We start from the raw sequence: 18,125 nt of genomic DNA, 5'->3' as shown, positions 1-18,125 counted from the left end.
TCCAATGCGGCTTTGCTTCACCATCGGTTGCGTGTAGTAGATAACCTTGTGGACGTGCCAACTTTGCAATATTGTATGGATCGCAGTGACGATACATTTTTGCGGGCATTGATAGATGCTTGGAAAGCCATATTAAAGATCGACTATCGTCCTGTATTTGATCCTGCGGTATCAGTTTTGGAAACTTTCATAGCAGTTGATCACAATGCGCGTATAGGTGCTGTTCAGGCTGTCCGTTTGCTGGTCCAATACGCCCTTGCACATGCGGATGATTTGGCTGCGATGCGTTTCGATCATGCAGGACCATTATACCATCGCTTGTTGGAATCGGCAAGGTATGATGGATCATTCTATACAAACAACGTTTCCGCATTACTATTGGCGCGACTGGCTCTGACAGAAAATTTTACTGACTGGTCAGATGAGGAAGGTCTGGGAAAGCTGAAAGTGATTGACCCGGCGTGTGGAACAGGCACGTTGCTGATGGCTGCGATGCACACCATCCGCGATAGGTATATCAATGCTGCTGGTCAGGATGCCGATTTTTTGCACCTATTTATGGTAGAAGATGTGCTTCATGGCCTGGACATCAATAGGCATGGCATACAGTTGGCGGCCTGCAACTTGACGCTGGGCAATCCGCGTGTGGATTACACAAAAATGAATCTGCATACGATGCGCCATGGCCCGCAACCCAACGGAGAAATAAAGATAGGATCGGTGGAACTGCTTGCTACTGCACAGGATGATGGAGAACCAAACCTCACACAGTTTGTCTTACCATTGCCAAGAATGGAGGCTCTTGGAGCAGAACGCGCTCAGCCCGGCGAATCGTCCGATGATTCTTATATGGGAAAATTTGATGTTGTGATCATGAACCCGCCATTTACCCGCAACGATATACGCAATAAACATAAGGAAAATTGGAAGCGTATCCAAAACCACGAGCAAAAGGTGGTTAATTATGTTCGACAACGTGATCCAGAAGCAGGTGGAGCTATTGATCACACCAATGCGAGCAGTTTTTTTACGCCGTTGGCAGATATGTTATTAAAAAAGGAAACCGGTGTGCTCGCTAAGGTTCTTCCGACAACGGCTTTGACTAATGCATCCGGAAAACAGGAACGCAGATTTCTTGCGAATCGATTTCAGATTGAGACCATTATTACCAGCCATGATCCGTATCGTATAAATTTTTCTGAGAATACAAAAATTCATGAATCTCTGCTTATCGCTAGACGTCCTTCTGGGCAAAAACCTGCTCGGTTTATTTCTTTAGGTCGGATGCCTGCTGATGCTCATGAGGCAATGTTGTTGGCAAATATGATCAATAATGGCAAAATTTCTGGTGAATGGGGTAGGGAATGTGAATGGCCACGAGAGCGCGTGAGAGATGGAGATTGGCAAGTTGCTTTGTTTTATGATGAAGCACTTGCTGAGGCATATTATGACCTTGCCGCTTTGAATGGTACCCGTTTAAACCTTGCTGGTAATGCTTGCAAAATTGAACCCGCTGGTCAGCGGATTCGAGACGCTTTTTCTCGTAACTCAAAGTTAGATACACCCTGGAAAATACCGGTTCTATGGGATCATCAGACAGATGTCCGTAAGACGATGGCTGCAAAGCCTGATGTGGTAGCAACACCGAAGCGAGGTAGAGAGAAGTATGCACAGAGTTTGGTGAAGAAAGCCAGCCGATTGGTTATCTCAGGACGTCTTTATACATACGCCGTGCGAACAGCAGCCTGTTATACAGAAGAGCCAGTGCTTGGCTCTGCCTGGGTGCCTGTCACCTCACTATCAAAAACACCTCACTTTGATCAGGCGCTGTGTGCATGGTGGAACTCGACGCCTGGGATACTGACGATGCTTCATGCCAGGTCCAAAAAGTTGACATATCCAGCATATTCTTTGGATCTGCTACGCAAATTGCTCATCCCCAATCCGCGCAATGTCGATGTCTCCCCGCTCATTGATGTTTTCGCTAAAACCCACCAGCAAGTACTCAAGCCGTGGAAAGAGATGGATACCTGTCCTGTTCGCGCCCGTATTGACGAAGCAGCAGCACAAGTTCTTCACATGGACGGGGCAAAGATTGCGGACTGGCGCAAACGGATCACACTTGAGCCTACCGTCTCTAACCGTCCGGCAGTGGCGCATTTTGGCTAACTTATTGACAAAAAGTAGGTCGCCGCACGCCACAGGCATGGCGTAGCCAAAGAACTGACCAGACAATCGGAGGATCGAGTTATGGCAGATAATACGACTCGCTGGGATTCAGCAGATTACCTTAAAACAGAAGAAGATGTGCGGCTATACCTGGAAGCGTGTCTTGAAGAAGCTGGAGATGATCCCGCTTTTATGGCCCATGCATTAGACGTAATCGCTCGAGCCAAAAAAAGGATTCTCTTCGAGAGCATCAAACAAGGATTAACAGAAGCGATTGAGCACGCGGCAGGCCAGGAAAGTGAGGCGGTTGTACATCCTCCACGCCCTCCTGATGTAAAATCTAAAAATAAAAAAGCCCGGTGATCAAATGGGCCTCCGGGCTTAATAGTTTTGAGTTCATCTATCAGCTATATCTCAGTCAATTCAGGCACATGTTCTTCCTCGTACTTCTCAATCAGTACTCCAATGACTTCCATCATTGAGGCGAGAGGATGATCTTCATTCTCGCCTACCTCATCAATCAAATCGTCCAGTATAGCCACAAGCCGTTGATATTCGCTCTCTTCATGGGGGACGAACACAACAGGAGTTAGAACGGGCCATACATCTTGGGCGGTTTGTATTTCTGCTACCATAATCTACTCTTTCCATTTCCCTTTATCGTACTCGTCATGCGTCAAAACCGCACGGATATAGATTTTCTGTCGGTTGTAATGTATTGCTGCGATAAGACGTGCTTTGTTACCACCAATGTTGAAAACGGTTAAATTTTTTACCTGATCAGCATGGGGAAACGCCGTGTGCAACTCGACAAACGAACGAAAATAGCCTCGCTTCATTAATCTATACCAATGTTCGAGTGATACTTTGGTATTGGGATGTCTCTGGGCAAACTCGTTCAAGCGTTTTCGGGTGATAATATGCACGGATGTCCTGCCGACAAGTTGTTCTATCTGCCTGTACCGAAGGCAGATCGGCATACTGACACAAGCAGGATGGTCAAGTCAGAGCAGCCGCAACCTCATGAGACGGTAACTCATCGCCTGAGTGCTCACTTTGAACTTCTCCGCGAGCATTTCTAGAACATAGTCTTCGGTTAGATCAAAGGGTTGCTGATAGAAGGCGTCTTTGACCCATTCAGCAGGCATGAGGAGAGCAGCCGCAAACGCATTGGCATCCATCTCTTCCCCTTTGGTGCCGGAACCCGATTCGAGATCGCGGAATTGTACGCGATACCCTTTGTCAATATAAGTATCGCCTTCGTGAAGCATAAAATGACCGATCTCATGCGCGATGCTAAAACGCTGTCGGTTGGGGTGGTGTTTTTTATTAACGCCAATGACGGCGCGGTCTCCGTTGCGAACGAGCACCCCCGAACAATCTTCTCCAAGATCTGCCAATTCGATCTTTATGCCCAAGGAATTAGCGACTTGCTTCACGGAAACTGGAGGAGCGTGTATCCTCGCTTCTATGAGTAGCTGATCGGCTTCACTCTCTATTATCCACATTGGCCCCAAATTCCTTTCGACGACTGGTAATATAAGAGACGACTTGTTCTCGGCTCTCTCCCGCCGCCTTCTCCAGCCGGCCTGTGATTGTGAGTTGTGCGGTGCTTGCCTTGCTCCTTAAGAACTCTTCTCGGGAGGGCACAAGCGCAGGTAGGTCAATATTAAGCGCATCGGCAATTGACCAAAGAGTGTGGAGCGTTGGACGCTGATTCCCACTCTCAATGTTGGCAATGGAGCCTCGTGCAAGGCCACAACGCTGCGCGAGTTGGGTTTGTGTGAGCCTTGCTTCGCGTCGCTTTCGTTCCACTTTTCGGCCTACAAGTTCGTATATCCTCTCCGATTCTGGTCGTCGTCGCATAATAACAATTTATAAGATCAATTTATAATGTCAAGCAATAAAAAGCAAAAGGAGGATGTTTTTGATAAAAGTTTGCAATAAAAAGCATATAAAGATTTTATTATTGACAATATAGAAGGTTTTCTATAGTTTTGTTTTATCTCGTGGAGAAAATATGCGGCAATACCTGCTAAAGGAACTTGGATTTTGAGTAATAAATTCTACATCCTCTCTCTTGATGGGGGCGGTTTCAGAGGCGCGTACTCAGCCTATCTTCTCAAGTATATGGAGGAGGAATGGAACATTGATTGGCAGGCCCAGTTCAATTTGTTTGCTGGCACAAGCACAGGCGCCATCATAGCTGCAGGACTGGCTCATGGACAGTCAGCAAGTTCGCTATACGATCTCTATGCTGAAGAGGGCCAATCAATTTTCAAAAAGCGATGGTTTGCCAAATTTGATTTATTAGGTTTTACAAGTCTCTTTGCCAGTAGTTATAGCAGAAAGAATCTGAAAATTTGTCTTCAGAATATATTCGGAAATACGCAATTGAAAGACATTTCCGTGCCTCTAATTATTCCGTCAGTTGATATTGGTGACGGGCGTGTTCATGTTTTTAAATCGGCGTATGACCCTGAGTTCCATCGAGACCCCAAAGTGCGTGTAGCCGACGCCGTTATGGCTTCTTGTTCAGCACCTACATATTTCGATCCCTATGTTGTAGGTCCTTATCCCTTGACTGATGGTGGCTTGTGGGCAAACAATCCTGCTTTTGTTGCTGCAATTGACGCGAAACGTCGTCTCGGCGTTGATCTATGCGATCTCAGAATCCTTTCAATTGGTACGGGGAAGAGTAAAACCTGCTATGGGAGCACCACAGGGTGGTTTTGCAAGACATTTTGCGGCTGGGGAATAGCAACCCGTTGGGGACGACAGAAATTTATTAATTTGATCCTCAATCTTCAAGCCGAAAGTTCGCACAATATGTTAAATCTGCTTTTTCAGACAAAAGATAATAGAGATCCAGATCAACTGCTGCGTATCAATTTCGCATCGGACAAACCTCTTCCGATGGATGATCCACGTAAATTGCCTGACTGGACAAGAGAAGCTGATCAGGATTTTACACACGAAGGTCATAAAATTAAAGAGTTTCTCGCACTTTAACGAAGTAGGGATAATGATTACCAGGTATTCATTATTCATCTTCAAAATTTAGAAGGAGTACAAAAATGAGGCATGTAGAATATTTTAAAGATTTTCTCGATAACGAGGTAAATCTCAACGAAACACGGCTTAAAAGATTAAATGATAGTGTATCGGCTGTAAATGAGTTCCTGCGCAACAACCTAGACTCATACAAAAAGATCGAGCGGCAGGGGTCGTATGCCTTGCGCACAATTATCAAACCGATCAATAACCGTGAATATGATGCTGACATTTTACTATTCGTAAAATACGATCCAGACAAAGAACCGAAAGATTACATCAATGAACTTTACAATTGTCTTAAAGACAACAAAACCTACAAGGACAAAGTGCATAGAAAAACCAGATGTGTATATATAGATTACGTGGGAGATTTTCACTTAGATATTGTTCCCTGCATTACATATGGGGCAGATCAATATATTTGCAATAATAAGGAGAATGTGTTCGAAATTACCGATGGAACTGGTTATAGAGATTGGTTCAACGATAAGACAAGAATCACAAATGGAAATCTAAAGAGAGTCACGCGGCTGTTGAAATATCTTAGAGACCATAAGGGGAACTTCTCGGTAAAATCAATCCTCTTGACCACACTTATTGGTAATGAAGTGTACGATTATGAAAAGGGCAGTGAAAACTTCAAAAGCATTCCCGATACATTAAAGACTATCTCAAATCGGATAAATAATTTCTTGCAGCGTAACAGACTCATGCCCAAAATATGCAATCCCGTTTTGCCGTCCGAAAGTTTTACCAGGCACTGGGATCAAGATAAATACAGCCACTTTAGAAAAATGTTCAATATATACAACGATAAGGTAAATGAAGCTTTTGACGCCACTGATCATAATACCAGTGTCAAAAAATGGAGGGAGTTATTTGGAGAGAATTTCGGAGAGCTCAAGGAAAATACCGCTTCTGTGGCAGCAGTATTAACCCCAAGAAAACCTTACGCAAAGTAATGTAAATATGAAGGTAAATGACAAAGAAATTCAATGGTTAGAATCGCATTTTCCCAACTTGCACTTCGAAGCAAAAGCCCAAAAAATAGCGGGAGAGCTTGACTTTTGCGCCTACTATGACCAAGTGTCTGGGCATCTAATAATAGGGAATGGCAATGAAGAACGGAATACCTTTATCCAAGATGTATTCGAAATAGAGATTCATTTAGATTCCATAGACTTTAATGGTTGGCCAAAAGTATATGAAATGGGAGGCAGACACCCTGAAATTGCAAAAAAATGTAAAGTCAAAATCATTGACTTACATATGTATTCGGATGATGGTGCTTGTTGCCTGGGAATAAAACCTGGGCCTGAGAGAAATCTCAGAGTCAACAATTTTATTATAAATTTGATAATCCCTTTTTTTTATCGTCTCTCTTACACAGAAAAATTTGGTATCACTGCTGCCAGAAATGAACTTTGGGGAGAATATTCTCATGGAGACGAAGGACAAATAGAGTACATAAAAGAAATGCTCAATTTAGCTAAGAGTAATCTTAGTAGAAACGACTTATGTCCCTGTGGAAGTGGCAAAAAGTACAAAAAATGTCATCTTAATGAAGTAGAACATATAAAACGCCATATTGTTGAACCGCCTTTAGTCAAGCCTTCATTAACCAGACACTCGACTCCTCAGCGTGCAAGTGGCCTCTTTGATCCGAGTTTTATTTTTTAGTCCGGAAACACACCCTCGGCTAAGCCCCTCTGGAATGGATAGCAATTCCGCAGCACTTTATTACCGCCGAACAATTGAGTTATGACTATCAATACCACCCAATAGAGTTCGGCAGATTACCTCAAAATGGCTATCCCAAATCCTCTCATTAAATTTACTTACGATGACTACCTGAACACGCCGGACGACAAGCGTTACGAACTTTTGGATGGGGATTTAGTTGCGCTCTCTTCACCGGAAGAATTTCATCAACGTGTTTCCATCCTGTTAGGGACGAAATTGGTTCAGTTCGCGGTTGAGAATCGCCTGGGCCGGATCTATCACGCGCCCTTCGATGTGGTGCTATCGAACACGGATGTGGTGCAGCCAGATCTAATCTTCGTCTCTAATGAGCACGCCGATATCATCACTCCCGCAAATATTCAAGGCGCGCCGGACCTCGTCGTCGAAATTCTGTCTCCTTCCACAGCCGCACGCGATAAGACCTTCAAGCGCAGTTTGTATGCCAAGCACGGCATAACCGAATACTGGATGGTAGATCTTACCGAAAAAAATATAACAATTCTGCGCCTTGGCGAGCGAGGATTCGAGGTCGTCAATACCTACGGCGAAGGGGAAACATTGACTTCGCCCACATTGCAAGGATTCACTTTGAACCTCGACGATATATTTTAAAATGACAAAAAACCTTCTGGATCGCGGCTCAACACCACGCCGCGATGACGGCTCTACGGCGTATGATTGGCTGATCCCTGACCACTGATAGCTCTTTTTCTCGACATTTTCCTGGATGAGCAAGTACACCATGATTTTAACTTAATCGGCATTTTTAAATGCCCAACAGCCCTTGACAACACCTAAAATTTCGGCTATTTTGCAATCACACTGCAAAATAGCCGTTTTTTTGGGTATATCAAAATGTACATTTCCCGCACACTTGAATCCTTTGTCGCATCTTCCCGATTTCCCGTACTCATGCTCTCTGGAGCCAGACAGGTTGGCAAGACGACATTTCTACGGCACTTAAGCGAACCAGATCGAACATACATCACCCTGGACGATCCGCTTGTCCAGAGTCTGGCAAAAGAAGACCCGGCCCTGTTCATGCAGCGTTACCCGCCGCCCGTGCTTATCGACGAAATCCAATACGCGCCAGAGCTATTGCCCCATATCAAAATCGCCGTGGATCGAGACCGATCCCCCGGTCAGTTCTGGCTTACGGGATCGCAGCAATTTCATCTGATGAAAGGCGTATCTGAATCTATAGCTGGTCGAGTGGGTATCGTGCAGCTTTTTGGTCTTTCAAGACGCGAGAGAATCGGGAGTGACGCTTCTCCATTCTTACCGATCCCCGACACTGTTCACAACAGACTCCAGACCGGAGATACCCTCGGCCTGAAAGAACTCTACAGGCTAATATGGCGCGGCGACTTTCCAGCCATTGCTCTGGATGACCAGATGGATTGGAATCTATTTTACAGTTCATACTTGCAAACCTATCTCCAGCGCGATATTCGGGACCTCGCCCGGGTGGGCGATGAGCTATCCTTCCTCCGATTTCTCAGAGCTACCGCTGCCCGAACCGCACAAATGTTAAATTTTTCAGACCTGGCGCGCGATGCGGATGTCGCGCCAAACACGGCAAAAACATGGCTCTCCATTTTACAGGCTTCCGGAATCATCTATCTTCTGGAACCCTATTATACCAACCTCACCAAACGACTGGTGAGAAGCCCCAAACTCTATTTTCTCGACACCGGGCTATGTGCCTACCTCACCGAATGGTCCAGTCCTGAAACGCTGGAAGCTGGCGCAATGTCCGGCCCCATTTTGGAATCGTGGATCGTGAGTGAACTGTTGAAAAGCTACCGGCACAACGGTCACATGCCCCCGTTCTATTACTACCGGGATCGAGACGGAAAAGAAATAGATCTCCTCATCTTGCGGGATGGTACAATCTATCCGCTGGAAATCAAAAAAACCGCTTCCCCTCACAAAAACCACATCCAGAATTTTCGCGTACTAAAAAAATTAAACCTGCCCATTGGGCCGGGCGGCGTAATCTGCTTATCAGAACAACTTTTACCACTCACAGAAATTGCTATGTCGATTCCCGTATCTGCACTTTGACGGACAGACACAAGACTACCCTATAGCAGGAGCATCTATGATACCCGACCTCTTACCCTTAAAACCCTACCTCCGCGAAACCGTCTGGGGAGGGCGCAGCCTGGGGACACACTACAACAAAGCACTTCCCCCGGATGTGCCCATTGGCGAATCGTGGGAAGTCTCGGCATACAAGGGGATGGAAAGCATTGTCGCAGACGGTCCCCTTGCCGGACAAAACCTCGCCGACCTCGTCGCAATTTACGGCGCAGACCTCCTCGGACAGCGCGTTATCCAGCGTTACGGCACCGAATTCCCATTGCTCATCAAACTCCTCGATGCACGCGACGACCTCTCCATTCAGGTACACCCCGACGATACTTACGCCCGTACAGAAAACCTGGGCACGTATGGCAAAACAGAAGCGTGGTACATACTCAAATCAGACCAGGGGCGCGTGGCTTGTGGCCTGAAAGACGGCGTAGATAAACACAGCTTGAAATTATCCATCCGCGAAAACCGCGTACAGGACACCGTGCAATTCTTCGATGTACAGGAAGGCGATGTAATCTTTGTACCGCCCGGCACAGTACACGCCCTGTGCCAGAACGTCATGATCTACGAAGTACAACAATCCAGCGACCTCACCTTTCGCATCTACGACTACAACCGTCCCGGCACCGACGGCAAGCCGCGCGAACTGCACATTGACCGCGCCCTCGACGTCATCGCCTTTGACGCACCCGCGCCAGAACCGCGGAACTCACGTCACGAAGCAAAGGCCACACTCATCGGAGCGGAAGACACCGAATACTTCCGTCTCGAACGCTTCGCCCCTGCTGGCATCGTCCAGCACGCCTATCCCACATTCGCGGCACTCACCGTCCTCGCCGGTCAAGCCCAATTAAACAAAACCTTCACCGCTCAAACAGGCGATACCTTCTTCATCCCGGCCAATCGCACCGTCACCGTCTCACCAGAAGAAAACGTGGAATATTTAATCTCATCCTGTGGGTAGATCGCTAAACCTGTGCTTCGCCGTAGAGGTCAATGCGGGCGCGGAGGGAAGGCTTGATGAAAACATCATCGAGGGGCAATTGGGAAAAAGCATGTGCGAGGATATCCACCTGCGTGGGCACATCGAGGCGGTAATCGAGAATCAGGCGCTGTTCGCCGCGCACGACACACAGGCCACCTGTACCACCCATGAGATCTTCGCGAAATAAGGGAATATTCAGGCGATGGGCAAGGGCTTCAAATTCTTGCAGAAGTTGGGAATCGGTCATCATATAAAAATTGGGAAAGAAACTGGAGGAAAGTCACATCTGATATTTGCAAATATAGCGAAATAAAAAAAATGCACAACCGGATCGGCGAAGGTCGGTCCAGTTTTTATGAAAGAATATGCTCTTTGATATATTCTTTCAGGGCAGATAACGTATTTGCATCCCCCGGCAAGAGCGGGAGGCCACCGATTCCATAAGACAAACTGGTATAAAAAGCGTGGGTCTGATACGCGGAATCCACCTGAGCGGGAAACAGAACAACGGCACTTTTGAGAATGCGTTGAAAATCTGTATCTATCACCTGTCCAATAGCGTCCCGATAAGCGTGCATCTTATCAATATCTTCGCGCATGGGAATCCACGTCCCATTGTAATCTTCGCGACGATATTTGGCGTCAAATGCATAAATAGCGCGTTCCCTACTGGATTTAGACATTCCAGCACATGCATTCGAGTTGTTGATCTCGATAATCATATCGGGCCTCAGATCATGGGTGAGCGCACGTCCCGACGAGGTGGTATAGGTCATATTGTAGAGACAACGGATGCGGTACTCGCCGCGCTGAAGATATATCGCAGAGGGTTCGCCCTGCGCGGGAGAAACGCTCAGACCGCGGTTGGTCAGGCGAAAAAGATTATCGTCGCGGATCGGAACAAAGCCAATATCGCACAGCGTATAAACGAGCTTAAAATAGACCCAGTATTCGTAAAGTGCGTGTGTATCGCGAAAGGACAAATCAAATGGGCCACCTGTACAGGGCGCAAGCGCGCGATTGAGATCGCGGATAAGCGCGAAAGCCATCTGGTAACGCACATCGACATGAACGGGCAAAGCGTCATCGCGTCGCGCAGGTGGCAAAGGGAGCAACCGCAGGCAGCGATCCACGTATATTTTCAGGCGATGCCCCAAATCGGTATGTGCAATAGATCTCGCGCGCAATGACAGACGCTTTAAGCGTGCAACGAGATGGCGATTGAGCGGCGTATCAATATCGGAATGGCGATGGGTCTCGCGCAAATGCGTACACTCAATACCGTCCGCTATAGGCAAATGTGGGAGATCGGTCCCGCTATGCGTCCAGAATTGTGGCGAGCGAATCATATCCACAATAGCATCGGGATCGCGGCCCTGTGCGCGGTCAACCGCGCGGATGCGTTGAACGGTTTTGAGACGGCGATGCGGGCGTTTGAGAATCGCATGTAAAGTGCGGACGAGTTGATTCAAAAGACGATCCAGCACCTGATGAAAGTCTAAATTGCTACCCCTATCATCCATCAGATGAGTCGTAATACGGGTTTGATCGGGCAAAAGGTAAACGAGTTCGCGGCTGATGCGCTCGAGATCGGCGCGCATGATTTGATAATCGGTTTCGTAGTCGAGATGCGAGGGACGCACATCGAGTTCGGCATAGAGCAGATCGACATCGTCTGAGCGAACGCAAAAACGAATATGCCCAGGATGATCACCCGTTGCGAGCCGCCCCCATAGCGCGTGCCCATCGCGGAGAAAACCAAGGTTTTCGACGGGTTGATCATCGATATAGACCGAAATATCTTCCCCATTCAGCGGACGGACAAGGCAGTTGCATTCAGTGGCTTCAACCAGATGATCGGAAAATACCTGCCCCTGCACGGGAGAGAGCAAAATGCGGGCATAATCATTTCCTGCGACAAGACCATCGGATGTTTTCGAAAAGGAAGCGCGGATGTGTTGACCTGAGTCCATTGTTCGCGTAGATTTCAAAAGGGTTTGTCTTCAACCATTTTACGGAGGTCGCCTGCAGTAGTGAATATAAGGAGGAGTTGTGATTCGTGCAATCTTATGGGATAACGATGGGGTGCTGGTAGATACCGAAGGTCTGTATTTTCAGGCAGGACATGAGGTATTGGCAACACAAGGCGTTGAACTAACGCATAGGGATTTTGCCGAACAGTCGTTAAAAAAAGGACTGAGTGTATTCGATTTTCTACCCGATCAAAATGCCGAATTGATCGAGGAACTACGCTTGAAACGCAACGCGCGGTACAGCGCATTATTAGCCGAAGGCGTGCAGGTCGTGGATGGCGTGGTCGAAACACTCAAAACATTCTATGGCCGCGTACAAATGGGCATCGTGACGGGTTCTCGCAGAGATCACTTCGACATTGTTCACGCAAAGACGGATTTACTCCCATTCTTCGATTTTGTGCTAGCAAGAGAAGATTACGAAGAAGCAAAACCACATCCAGATGCGTATTTAACGGCCATGCGATTGCACGGACTACAACCCGATGACTGCGTTGTTGTGGAGGATTCCGAGCGCGGATGTGTCGCGGCAGCAGCGGCTGGCTTGCGCGTGCTCGCCGTGCCAAATGCATTGTCGAAATACGGAGATTTTTCATCTGCGTATAAAATACTGAACTCGGTGCGAGATGTCGTAGAGGAGATAGAGAAGTTAGGTTGAATCTATTTTTAAGCTCTTAACAAAATGAGGTATGTGTGATGAGTGAATTAAAAAACAATCCCCTGCTGGTCAAAGAGGGATTGCCGCGGTACGACGAAATTAAACCGGAGTACGTTGTACCGGGCGTAAAACATATGCTATCAGAAGCAGAGAAACAGATTGCGGCATTGGAGCAAAACATGACCCCATCGTGGAATGGGTTGCTCGTCCCGCTCGAAGAACTCGACGTGCCCTTTTCTTATGCCTGGGGACCAGTGGGCCATTTGCTCAGCGTAAAAAATTCCGATGACTTGCGCGAAGCACACGAGGTAGTTCTGCAAGACGTCGTGGCATTTGGTCTGCGCGTGCAGCAAAGCCGTCCCATTTACGAAGGCCTGGTGGCAATTCGAGACGGCGAGGAATGGGCAAAGATAGATGAGGCTCAAAAGCGATGTATCGATCTGAAAATTCGCGCAGCCGAACACGCCGGAGTGGGATTAGAAGGCACAGCAAAAGAACGCTTTAATGAAATCGCCAAAGAATTGTCGCAAATTAGTACAGATTTTTCCAATCATGTACTGGATGCGACCAAAGCCTATGAACTAATTATTGAAAATAAAAAAGATACAGAAGACTGGCCGAACAGTTTGCGACAAGTAGCCGCACAATCTTATGCACAGGCCAATGAAGGCAGCGAAGCCACACCGGAAAATGGTCCCTGGCGCATTACACTGGATTTCCCGAGCTTTTATCCCTTTATGCAACACCACCGCGTGCGCGACCACCGCGAGCAAGTTTACAAAGCATACATCCAGCGCGCATCCTCTGGCGAATGGGACAACAGCAAATTGATAGCACGCACCTTAAAATTGCGCAAAGAGCAATCTGCACTCCTGGGTTTTGAGACCTATGCTGACAGGAGCCTGAATGTCAAAATGGCCCCCGATGTAGCATCTGTCGAGCGCATGATCGGCGAATTGCAAGCGGCTTCGCAGCCCCATAGCGAAAATGATTTTGGCGCGCTGGAAGCACTGGCAAAGGCAAGTGGTCAGGAAGAGCCAGTCATGCACTGGGATACGTCCTTCTGGTCAGAGCGGTTGCGCGAGCAAAAATTCGATTATACCGACGACCAGTTGCGCCCTTATTTCCCGCTACCCAAAGTACTCGATGGCATGTTTGCATTGGCAGAACGCCTTTTTGATATTGAGATCGCGCGGGCAGATGATGAAAACGCGCACAAATGGCATGAAGATGTGCAATTCTTCAAAGTGCTCCGCGATGACGAGCGCATCGCGTCATTTTATCTGGACCCCTATTCTCGTCCAGCAGAAAAGCGTGGTGGCGCGTGGATGAACGACTGTCTGGGACGGCGATGGCTCAACGGCGAACTTCGCTTGCCCGTAGTACATCTCGTGTGCAATGGCACGCCGCCCGTGGGTGACACGCCATCGCTGATGAGTTTTTCAGAAGTGGAAACCCTGTTTCACGAGTTTGGACACGGATTGCAGGGCATGTTGACGACCGTTGATTATGCCGATGTGGCGGGATTGCACGGTGTGGAATGGGATGCCGTGGAAATTGCCAGCCAGTTCATGGAAAACTGGTGTTATCAAAAACCCACACTAATTGGAATGACCGCACACGTAGAAACGGATGAACCCTTGCCAGATGACCTGTTTGAGAAAATCGTCGCCGCGCGCACATTTCAGGCGGGGTCTTTGATGATGCGCCAGTTGTCCTTTGGAAAAACAGACATACTACTGCATTCCACCTACGATCCAGATGGCGAAGAAACGGCTTTTGATGTAGAGCGCAGGGTAACCGAAGAAATGTCCGTATTGCCCCCCCTGCCAGAAAGTCGCTTCTTGTGCTCATTTTCCCATATTTTTGCCGGAGGCTATGCCGCCGGGTATTACAGCTACAAATGGTCAGAGGTATTGAGCGCAGATGCATTCGGCGCGTTTGAAGAGGCCGGGCTGGATGACGAAGAAGCCGTGAAAGCAACCGGACGCAAATTCCGCGACACAATTCTCGCACTGGGCGGCAGCAAACACCCCATGGATGTGTACCGAGAATTTCGCGGGCGCGAACCGAGCACAGAGGCATTGCTGCGGCACAATGACCTGTTGTAAAGTTAAAAACGAAGGAAATCATTATGCTGGAGTTCTTCTATAACTGGTTACTCAGCTTGGGTGTCGAACCAGATATGGCTCAAAATTGGACTGCACCACTATTGGTGGGCCTGTGCATTCTGGCACTCAGTGTAATTGCCGATTTTATCGTGAAGCGCATAGCTCTGCGAACGTTAAAGTACGTGATAGAAAAAACGACAACACCCTGGGACGATGCATTTGTGGAGCATCGGGTTCTGGACCGGTTGGCACACCTGGCTCCAGCAGTGGTCATCTACCTTTTGGCCGACTTGCCATTTGCGGGAATGACAGAAGCAGACCGGGATTACTGCGTAGCAATTGTTCGAGATGCTGTGCAGATTTTTGTCGTGTTAATCAGCATCTGGAGCATTGCGGCATTCCTCAATGCCGTGCTATCTGTTTATCAGACATTTGAGATCTCCCGCGAAGTCCCCGGCAGGGGGTTTGTGCAGGTCTTGAAAATTCTGACGTATTTTGTAGGCGGCATTTTGGTTTTGTCAATTTTGTTAGATCGCAACCCCGTATATTTTCTGAGCGGGTTGGGTGCATTGATGGCCGTGCTTTTGCTGGTATTTAAAGATGCCATCCTGGGACTGGTCGCGGGCATACAACTGAGTGCGAATAAAATGGTCGCCGTGGGCGATTGGATTGAAATGCCAAAATACGGCGCAGATGGGGATGTGATCGAAGTGGCATTGACCACCATAAAGGTACAAAATTGGGACAAAACGATTACCTCAATCCCCGCGTATTCATTGATCAGCGAATCATTTAAGAACTGGCGCGGCATGCAGGAATCGGGTGGCCGTCGGATCAAGCGGTCAATTTTAATCGATATTCAAACAATCAAATTTTGTGACGAAGAGATGTTGGCGCGATTTTCAAAAATCAAATATATCGCTGCCTATATCGAACACAAGAAAGACGAGTTGGCAAAATTCAACCAGACGCAAGAGATAGATGAGTCGAGTCTGGTAAATGGGCGGCGCATGACCAACGTAGGTACGTTTCGGGCATACATCGTCGCGTATTTGAAAAATCATCCAAAAGTCAACCTGGAGATGACATTTTTGGTGCGACAACTGCCGCCACAGGAACACGGCTTGCCAATAGAAATTTACGTCTTCTGTAGCGATACGGTATGGGCGAACTACGAAGCGATTCAGGCGGATATTTTCGACCACATCCTATCCGTAGTACCCGAATTTGACCTCAGTGTATTCCAGGCACCAACAGGACATGATTTTAAGCATCTCAGTAAAAGATTTATACCGCCACCGGGCCGAAGAGGCTGAAAACCCAATTCGCGAACACGAACTCACTTGTCTTATGTCAGACCAACTCAAACAACGCAATCGCGAACTCTCAATCCTCAACGCGATTGCCCATGCGCTCAACCAATCCGTCAATCTCGATCAAGCCCTCGAAACAGCACTTGAAAAAGTAGCTGCATTGCTCGGTTTGAGTACGAGTTGGATCTGGCTCATGCACGAAGACACACACCAACCCTATCTGGCTGCCGCGCAAAACCTGCCCCCCGTATTGCGCGACAACCCGAGCAAAATGGGCGGCTGGTGCTATTGCCTGGACACGTACGAGAAAGGCGACTTGAAGGGTGCGGCAAATGTAAATGTCGTGGCCTGTAGCCGCCTGAAAGGACTTGTAGAAGGCACAGACGGATTGCAGTATCACGCGAGTATCCCGCTGTACGCTCAGGAAAAAAAAGTGGGCGTATTAAATGTGGGCAGTGCAGAATGGCGTGAACTCTCGGAAGAAGACCTGCGCTTGCTCAATACAGTGGGCGACTTGATGAGCATTGCAATTGAACGCGCGCGTCTATACGAAAAAAGTGTTGAAATTGGCGCAGTGGATGAGCGTTTCAGACTCGCGCGGGAATTACACGACACTCTGGGTCAGAATCTGGTGGCGATCTTGATGCGTCTGGAAACTCTGGATGCCTTGCTCGACGGCAATACAGATCCCAAAATCCTGTCCGAAACCGTGCGCGATGCCATAGCTCTGGCGCGCGACAACCTGGAAGAGGCGCGGCGGGCAGTGCTGGATTTGCGCGCTGCACCACTTGAAAATCGCACATTGATTGAAGCACTGGAAACCCTGGGGCAAAATATTGGCGGCGCAGCGCGTGTACGCGTAAAAAGTATTGGCGAACATCCCCTATCTGTCAGAATAGAAGCGAGCTTATATCGCATGGCACAAGAGGCATTGAACAACATCGCGCAGCATGCAGATGCCCAAAAAGTCCTCATCGAACTGACGTCAACGCCTCAATACGCCCAGCTCGTAGTCGAAGACGACGGTCGCGGATTTGATCCTGAAAACGTGCGGGAAGATCGATACGGCCTCATTGGCCTGAATGAGCGGGCGCATTTACTGGGCGGTTCATTTGCAATTGAAAGCGCGCCCGACCGCGGCACGCGTTTGGAAATCCACATCCCACTGGAGCGCGAGATATGAGCAAACCCATTCGCATTGTCGTTGCAGACGATCATCCCGTTGTGCGCGATGGCCTGATTGCCATGCTACAGACGCAATCCGATTTTGAGGTCGTGGGAGAAGCTGGCGATGGCGCAGAAGCATTGCATCTGGTCGCTGAACGCACCCCCGATGTGCTATTACTCGACCTGGAGATGCCACGCGTAGATGGTATAGAGACGCTCCAGCGACTGGGAGAACTGGGACGCAACGTGCGGGTAATCGTATTTACTGTCTTTGATACGGACGAGCGCATCGTATCGGCGATGCGGGCTGGCGCAAAAGGCTATTTGCTCAAAGGCGCGCCTCGAGATGATGTGTTTCGCGCCGTGCGCGTGGTGAACGAAGGCGGATCCCTACTCGAACCCCTCATCGCTTCCAAACTATTGGACAGCGTGAACAATCCCGATGCATTGACCGCACGGCAAAAAGAAGTGCTACACCTGTTGGCAACGGGACTGTTGAACAAAGAAATCGCCGATCAACTCAACATTTCCGAACGCACGGTAAAATTTCACGTCAGCGAAATCCTGGGCAAACTCGGCGCGGGCAACCGCACAGAAGCCGCCGCGATTGCGATGCAGAGAGGACTAATCTAACACAGATATGGACTTGGCCCCTTTTACAGGATGACGACTGACGTTGAACTGGTCTGAGTTGCGACCTGTTCTGTTTGAATTACTCTAAAGCTCTGCTTGCTTAAGCAGGGCTTTTATTTTTGGGATTTTATCCCAATATGGCAAAAAAATGGAAAC

Annotated in this window: 19 protein-coding genes; 13 read left to right on the top strand and 6 right to left on the bottom strand. The window is 48.2% G+C overall.

Going from position 1 to position 18,125, the window contains the following annotated elements; all coding sequences use genetic code 11:
• Positions 1–2,169 (top strand): N-6 DNA methylase (locus OXG87_01150; protein MCY3868128.1); only part of this gene is annotated, 2,169 nt, incomplete at its 5' end.
• A gap of 81 nt (positions 2,170–2,250) precedes the next feature.
• Positions 2,251–2,532 (top strand): hypothetical protein, encoded by a 282-nt coding sequence (locus OXG87_01145; protein ID MCY3868127.1) that lies wholly within the window; start codon positions 2,251–2,253, stop codon positions 2,530–2,532.
• Positions 2,533–2,576: 44 nt separating this feature from the next.
• Here the strand turns inward: OXG87_01145 and OXG87_01140 are convergent, their stop codons facing one another.
• The 4 genes from OXG87_01140 to OXG87_01125 all read right to left on the bottom strand — a co-directional run bounded on the left by OXG87_01140 (position 2,577) and on the right by OXG87_01125 (position 3,984).
• Positions 2,577–2,804, bottom strand: coding sequence for a hypothetical protein (locus tag OXG87_01140; protein MCY3868126.1), 228 nt, complete (start codon positions 2,802–2,804; stop codon positions 2,577–2,579).
• Positions 2,805–2,807: 3 nt separating this feature from the next.
• Positions 2,808–3,095, bottom strand: coding sequence for a type II toxin-antitoxin system HigB family toxin (locus OXG87_01135; GenBank protein ID MCY3868125.1), 288 nt, complete (start codon positions 3,093–3,095; stop codon positions 2,808–2,810).
• Positions 3,096–3,173: 78 nt separating this feature from the next.
• Positions 3,174–3,677: an ImmA/IrrE family metallo-endopeptidase gene (locus tag OXG87_01130; protein MCY3868124.1), complete on the bottom strand. Its 504-nt coding sequence runs from the start codon at positions 3,675–3,677 to the stop codon at positions 3,174–3,176.
• Positions 3,658–3,984 (bottom strand): helix-turn-helix transcriptional regulator, encoded by a 327-nt coding sequence (locus OXG87_01125; GenBank protein ID MCY3868123.1) that lies wholly within the window; start codon positions 3,982–3,984, stop codon positions 3,658–3,660. The genes OXG87_01130 and OXG87_01125 overlap by 20 nt, the downstream gene beginning before the upstream one ends.
• A gap of 237 nt (positions 3,985–4,221) precedes the next feature.
• Here OXG87_01125 and OXG87_01120 point away from each other — a divergent pair, with 237 nt between their 5' ends.
• The 6 genes from OXG87_01120 to OXG87_01095 all read left to right on the top strand — a co-directional run bounded on the left by OXG87_01120 (position 4,222) and on the right by OXG87_01095 (position 10,033).
• A complete protein-coding gene (locus OXG87_01120) occupies positions 4,222–5,181 on the top strand; it encodes a CBASS cGAMP-activated phospholipase (protein MCY3868122.1) in 960 nt (319 codons plus the stop codon).
• Positions 5,182–5,246: 65 nt separating this feature from the next.
• Positions 5,247–6,188: a hypothetical protein gene (locus OXG87_01115; protein MCY3868121.1), complete on the top strand. Its 942-nt coding sequence runs from the start codon at positions 5,247–5,249 to the stop codon at positions 6,186–6,188.
• 7 nt (positions 6,189–6,195) lie between these two features.
• Positions 6,196–6,906, top strand: coding sequence for an SEC-C domain-containing protein (locus OXG87_01110; GenBank protein ID MCY3868120.1), 711 nt, complete (start codon positions 6,196–6,198; stop codon positions 6,904–6,906).
• A gap of 126 nt (positions 6,907–7,032) precedes the next feature.
• Positions 7,033–7,581, top strand: coding sequence for a Uma2 family endonuclease (locus OXG87_01105; protein MCY3868119.1), 549 nt, complete (start codon positions 7,033–7,035; stop codon positions 7,579–7,581).
• Between the two features lie 243 nt (positions 7,582–7,824).
• Entirely contained in the window at positions 7,825–9,036 is a 1,212-nt protein-coding gene (locus tag OXG87_01100) for an ATP-binding protein (GenBank protein ID MCY3868118.1), read from the top strand.
• 37 nt (positions 9,037–9,073) lie between these two features.
• Positions 9,074–10,033 carry a class I mannose-6-phosphate isomerase gene (locus OXG87_01095; GenBank protein ID MCY3868117.1) on the top strand — a complete coding sequence of 320 codons (960 nt, stop codon included), beginning with the start codon at positions 9,074–9,076 and terminating at the stop codon, positions 10,031–10,033.
• 4 nt (positions 10,034–10,037) lie between these two features.
• Here the strand turns inward: OXG87_01095 and OXG87_01090 are convergent, their stop codons facing one another.
• Together OXG87_01090 and OXG87_01085 are read right to left on the bottom strand one after the other, a co-directional pair.
• Complete coding sequence (locus OXG87_01090; GenBank protein ID MCY3868116.1) at positions 10,038–10,304, bottom strand: hypothetical protein; 267 nt, start codon at positions 10,302–10,304, stop codon at positions 10,038–10,040.
• 103 nt (positions 10,305–10,407) lie between these two features.
• The gene (locus tag OXG87_01085) at positions 10,408–12,045 is read right to left on the bottom strand and encodes a DUF2357 domain-containing protein (GenBank protein MCY3868115.1); all 1,638 of its coding nucleotides are present in this window, start codon (positions 12,043–12,045) and stop codon (positions 10,408–10,410) included.
• Positions 12,046–12,106: 61 nt separating this feature from the next.
• Here OXG87_01085 and OXG87_01080 point away from each other — a divergent pair, with 61 nt between their 5' ends.
• Genes OXG87_01080 through OXG87_01060 form a run of 5 tightly spaced genes read left to right on the top strand, consistent with a single transcriptional unit; the run spans position 12,107 to position 17,969 of the window.
• Complete coding sequence (locus OXG87_01080; GenBank protein ID MCY3868114.1) at positions 12,107–12,745, top strand: HAD family phosphatase; 639 nt, start codon at positions 12,107–12,109, stop codon at positions 12,743–12,745.
• Positions 12,746–12,783: 38 nt separating this feature from the next.
• On the top strand, positions 12,784–14,856 hold the full coding sequence (locus OXG87_01075) for a M3 family metallopeptidase (protein ID MCY3868113.1): 2,073 nt from the start codon (positions 12,784–12,786) through the stop codon (positions 14,854–14,856).
• A gap of 23 nt (positions 14,857–14,879) precedes the next feature.
• Positions 14,880–16,172, top strand: a complete 1,293-nt coding sequence (locus OXG87_01070) for a mechanosensitive ion channel (protein ID MCY3868112.1) — start codon at positions 14,880–14,882, stop codon at positions 16,170–16,172.
• The gene (locus OXG87_01065; protein ID MCY3868111.1) at positions 16,117–17,352 is read left to right on the top strand and encodes a GAF domain-containing sensor histidine kinase; all 1,236 of its coding nucleotides are present in this window, start codon (positions 16,117–16,119) and stop codon (positions 17,350–17,352) included. The genes OXG87_01070 and OXG87_01065 overlap by 56 nt, the downstream gene beginning before the upstream one ends.
• On the top strand, positions 17,349–17,969 hold the full coding sequence (locus OXG87_01060) for a response regulator transcription factor (protein MCY3868110.1): 621 nt from the start codon (positions 17,349–17,351) through the stop codon (positions 17,967–17,969). Before OXG87_01065 ends, OXG87_01060 begins: the two co-directional genes overlap by 4 nt.
• Positions 17,970–18,125: the final 156 nt, after the last annotated feature.

The sequence above is a fragment of the Gemmatimonadota bacterium genome (assembly GCA_026706845.1).
In the GTDB taxonomy this organism is placed as follows: Bacteria; Latescibacterota; UBA2968; order UBA2968; family UBA2968; genus VXRD01.
The sequence above is the reverse complement of the archived record's forward strand: the minus strand, read 5'-3'. Positions and strand labels throughout refer to the sequence as shown.

What these genes read in the sequence shown, in the direction of transcription:
- OXG87_01095 (MCY3868117.1), top strand. Translation starts at nt 9,074, where the DNA reads ATGATACCCGACCTCTTACCCTTAAAACCCTACCTCCGCGAAACCGTC.
- OXG87_01060 (MCY3868110.1), top strand. Translation starts at nt 17,349, where the DNA reads ATGAGCAAACCCATTCGCATTGTCGTTGCAGACGATCATCCCGTTGTG.
- OXG87_01100 (MCY3868118.1), top strand. Translation starts at nt 7,825, where the DNA reads ATGTACATTTCCCGCACACTTGAATCCTTTGTCGCATCTTCCCGATTT.
- OXG87_01105 (MCY3868119.1), top strand. Translation starts at nt 7,033, where the DNA reads ATGGCTATCCCAAATCCTCTCATTAAATTTACTTACGATGACTACCTG.
- OXG87_01110 (MCY3868120.1), top strand. Translation starts at nt 6,196, where the DNA reads ATGAAGGTAAATGACAAAGAAATTCAATGGTTAGAATCGCATTTTCCC.
- OXG87_01075 (MCY3868113.1), top strand. Translation starts at nt 12,784, where the DNA reads ATGAGTGAATTAAAAAACAATCCCCTGCTGGTCAAAGAGGGATTGCCG.
- OXG87_01130 (MCY3868124.1), bottom strand. Translation starts at nt 3,677, where the DNA reads ATGTGGATAATAGAGAGTGAAGCCGATCAGCTACTCATAGAAGCGAGG.
- OXG87_01090 (MCY3868116.1), bottom strand. Translation starts at nt 10,304, where the DNA reads ATGATGACCGATTCCCAACTTCTGCAAGAATTTGAAGCCCTTGCCCAT.
- OXG87_01070 (MCY3868112.1), top strand. Translation starts at nt 14,880, where the DNA reads ATGCTGGAGTTCTTCTATAACTGGTTACTCAGCTTGGGTGTCGAACCA.
- OXG87_01065 (MCY3868111.1), top strand. Translation starts at nt 16,117, where the DNA reads ATGATTTTAAGCATCTCAGTAAAAGATTTATACCGCCACCGGGCCGAA.
- OXG87_01145 (MCY3868127.1), top strand. Translation starts at nt 2,251, where the DNA reads ATGGCAGATAATACGACTCGCTGGGATTCAGCAGATTACCTTAAAACA.
- OXG87_01115 (MCY3868121.1), top strand. Translation starts at nt 5,247, where the DNA reads ATGAGGCATGTAGAATATTTTAAAGATTTTCTCGATAACGAGGTAAAT.
- OXG87_01140 (MCY3868126.1), bottom strand. Translation starts at nt 2,804, where the DNA reads ATGGTAGCAGAAATACAAACCGCCCAAGATGTATGGCCCGTTCTAACT.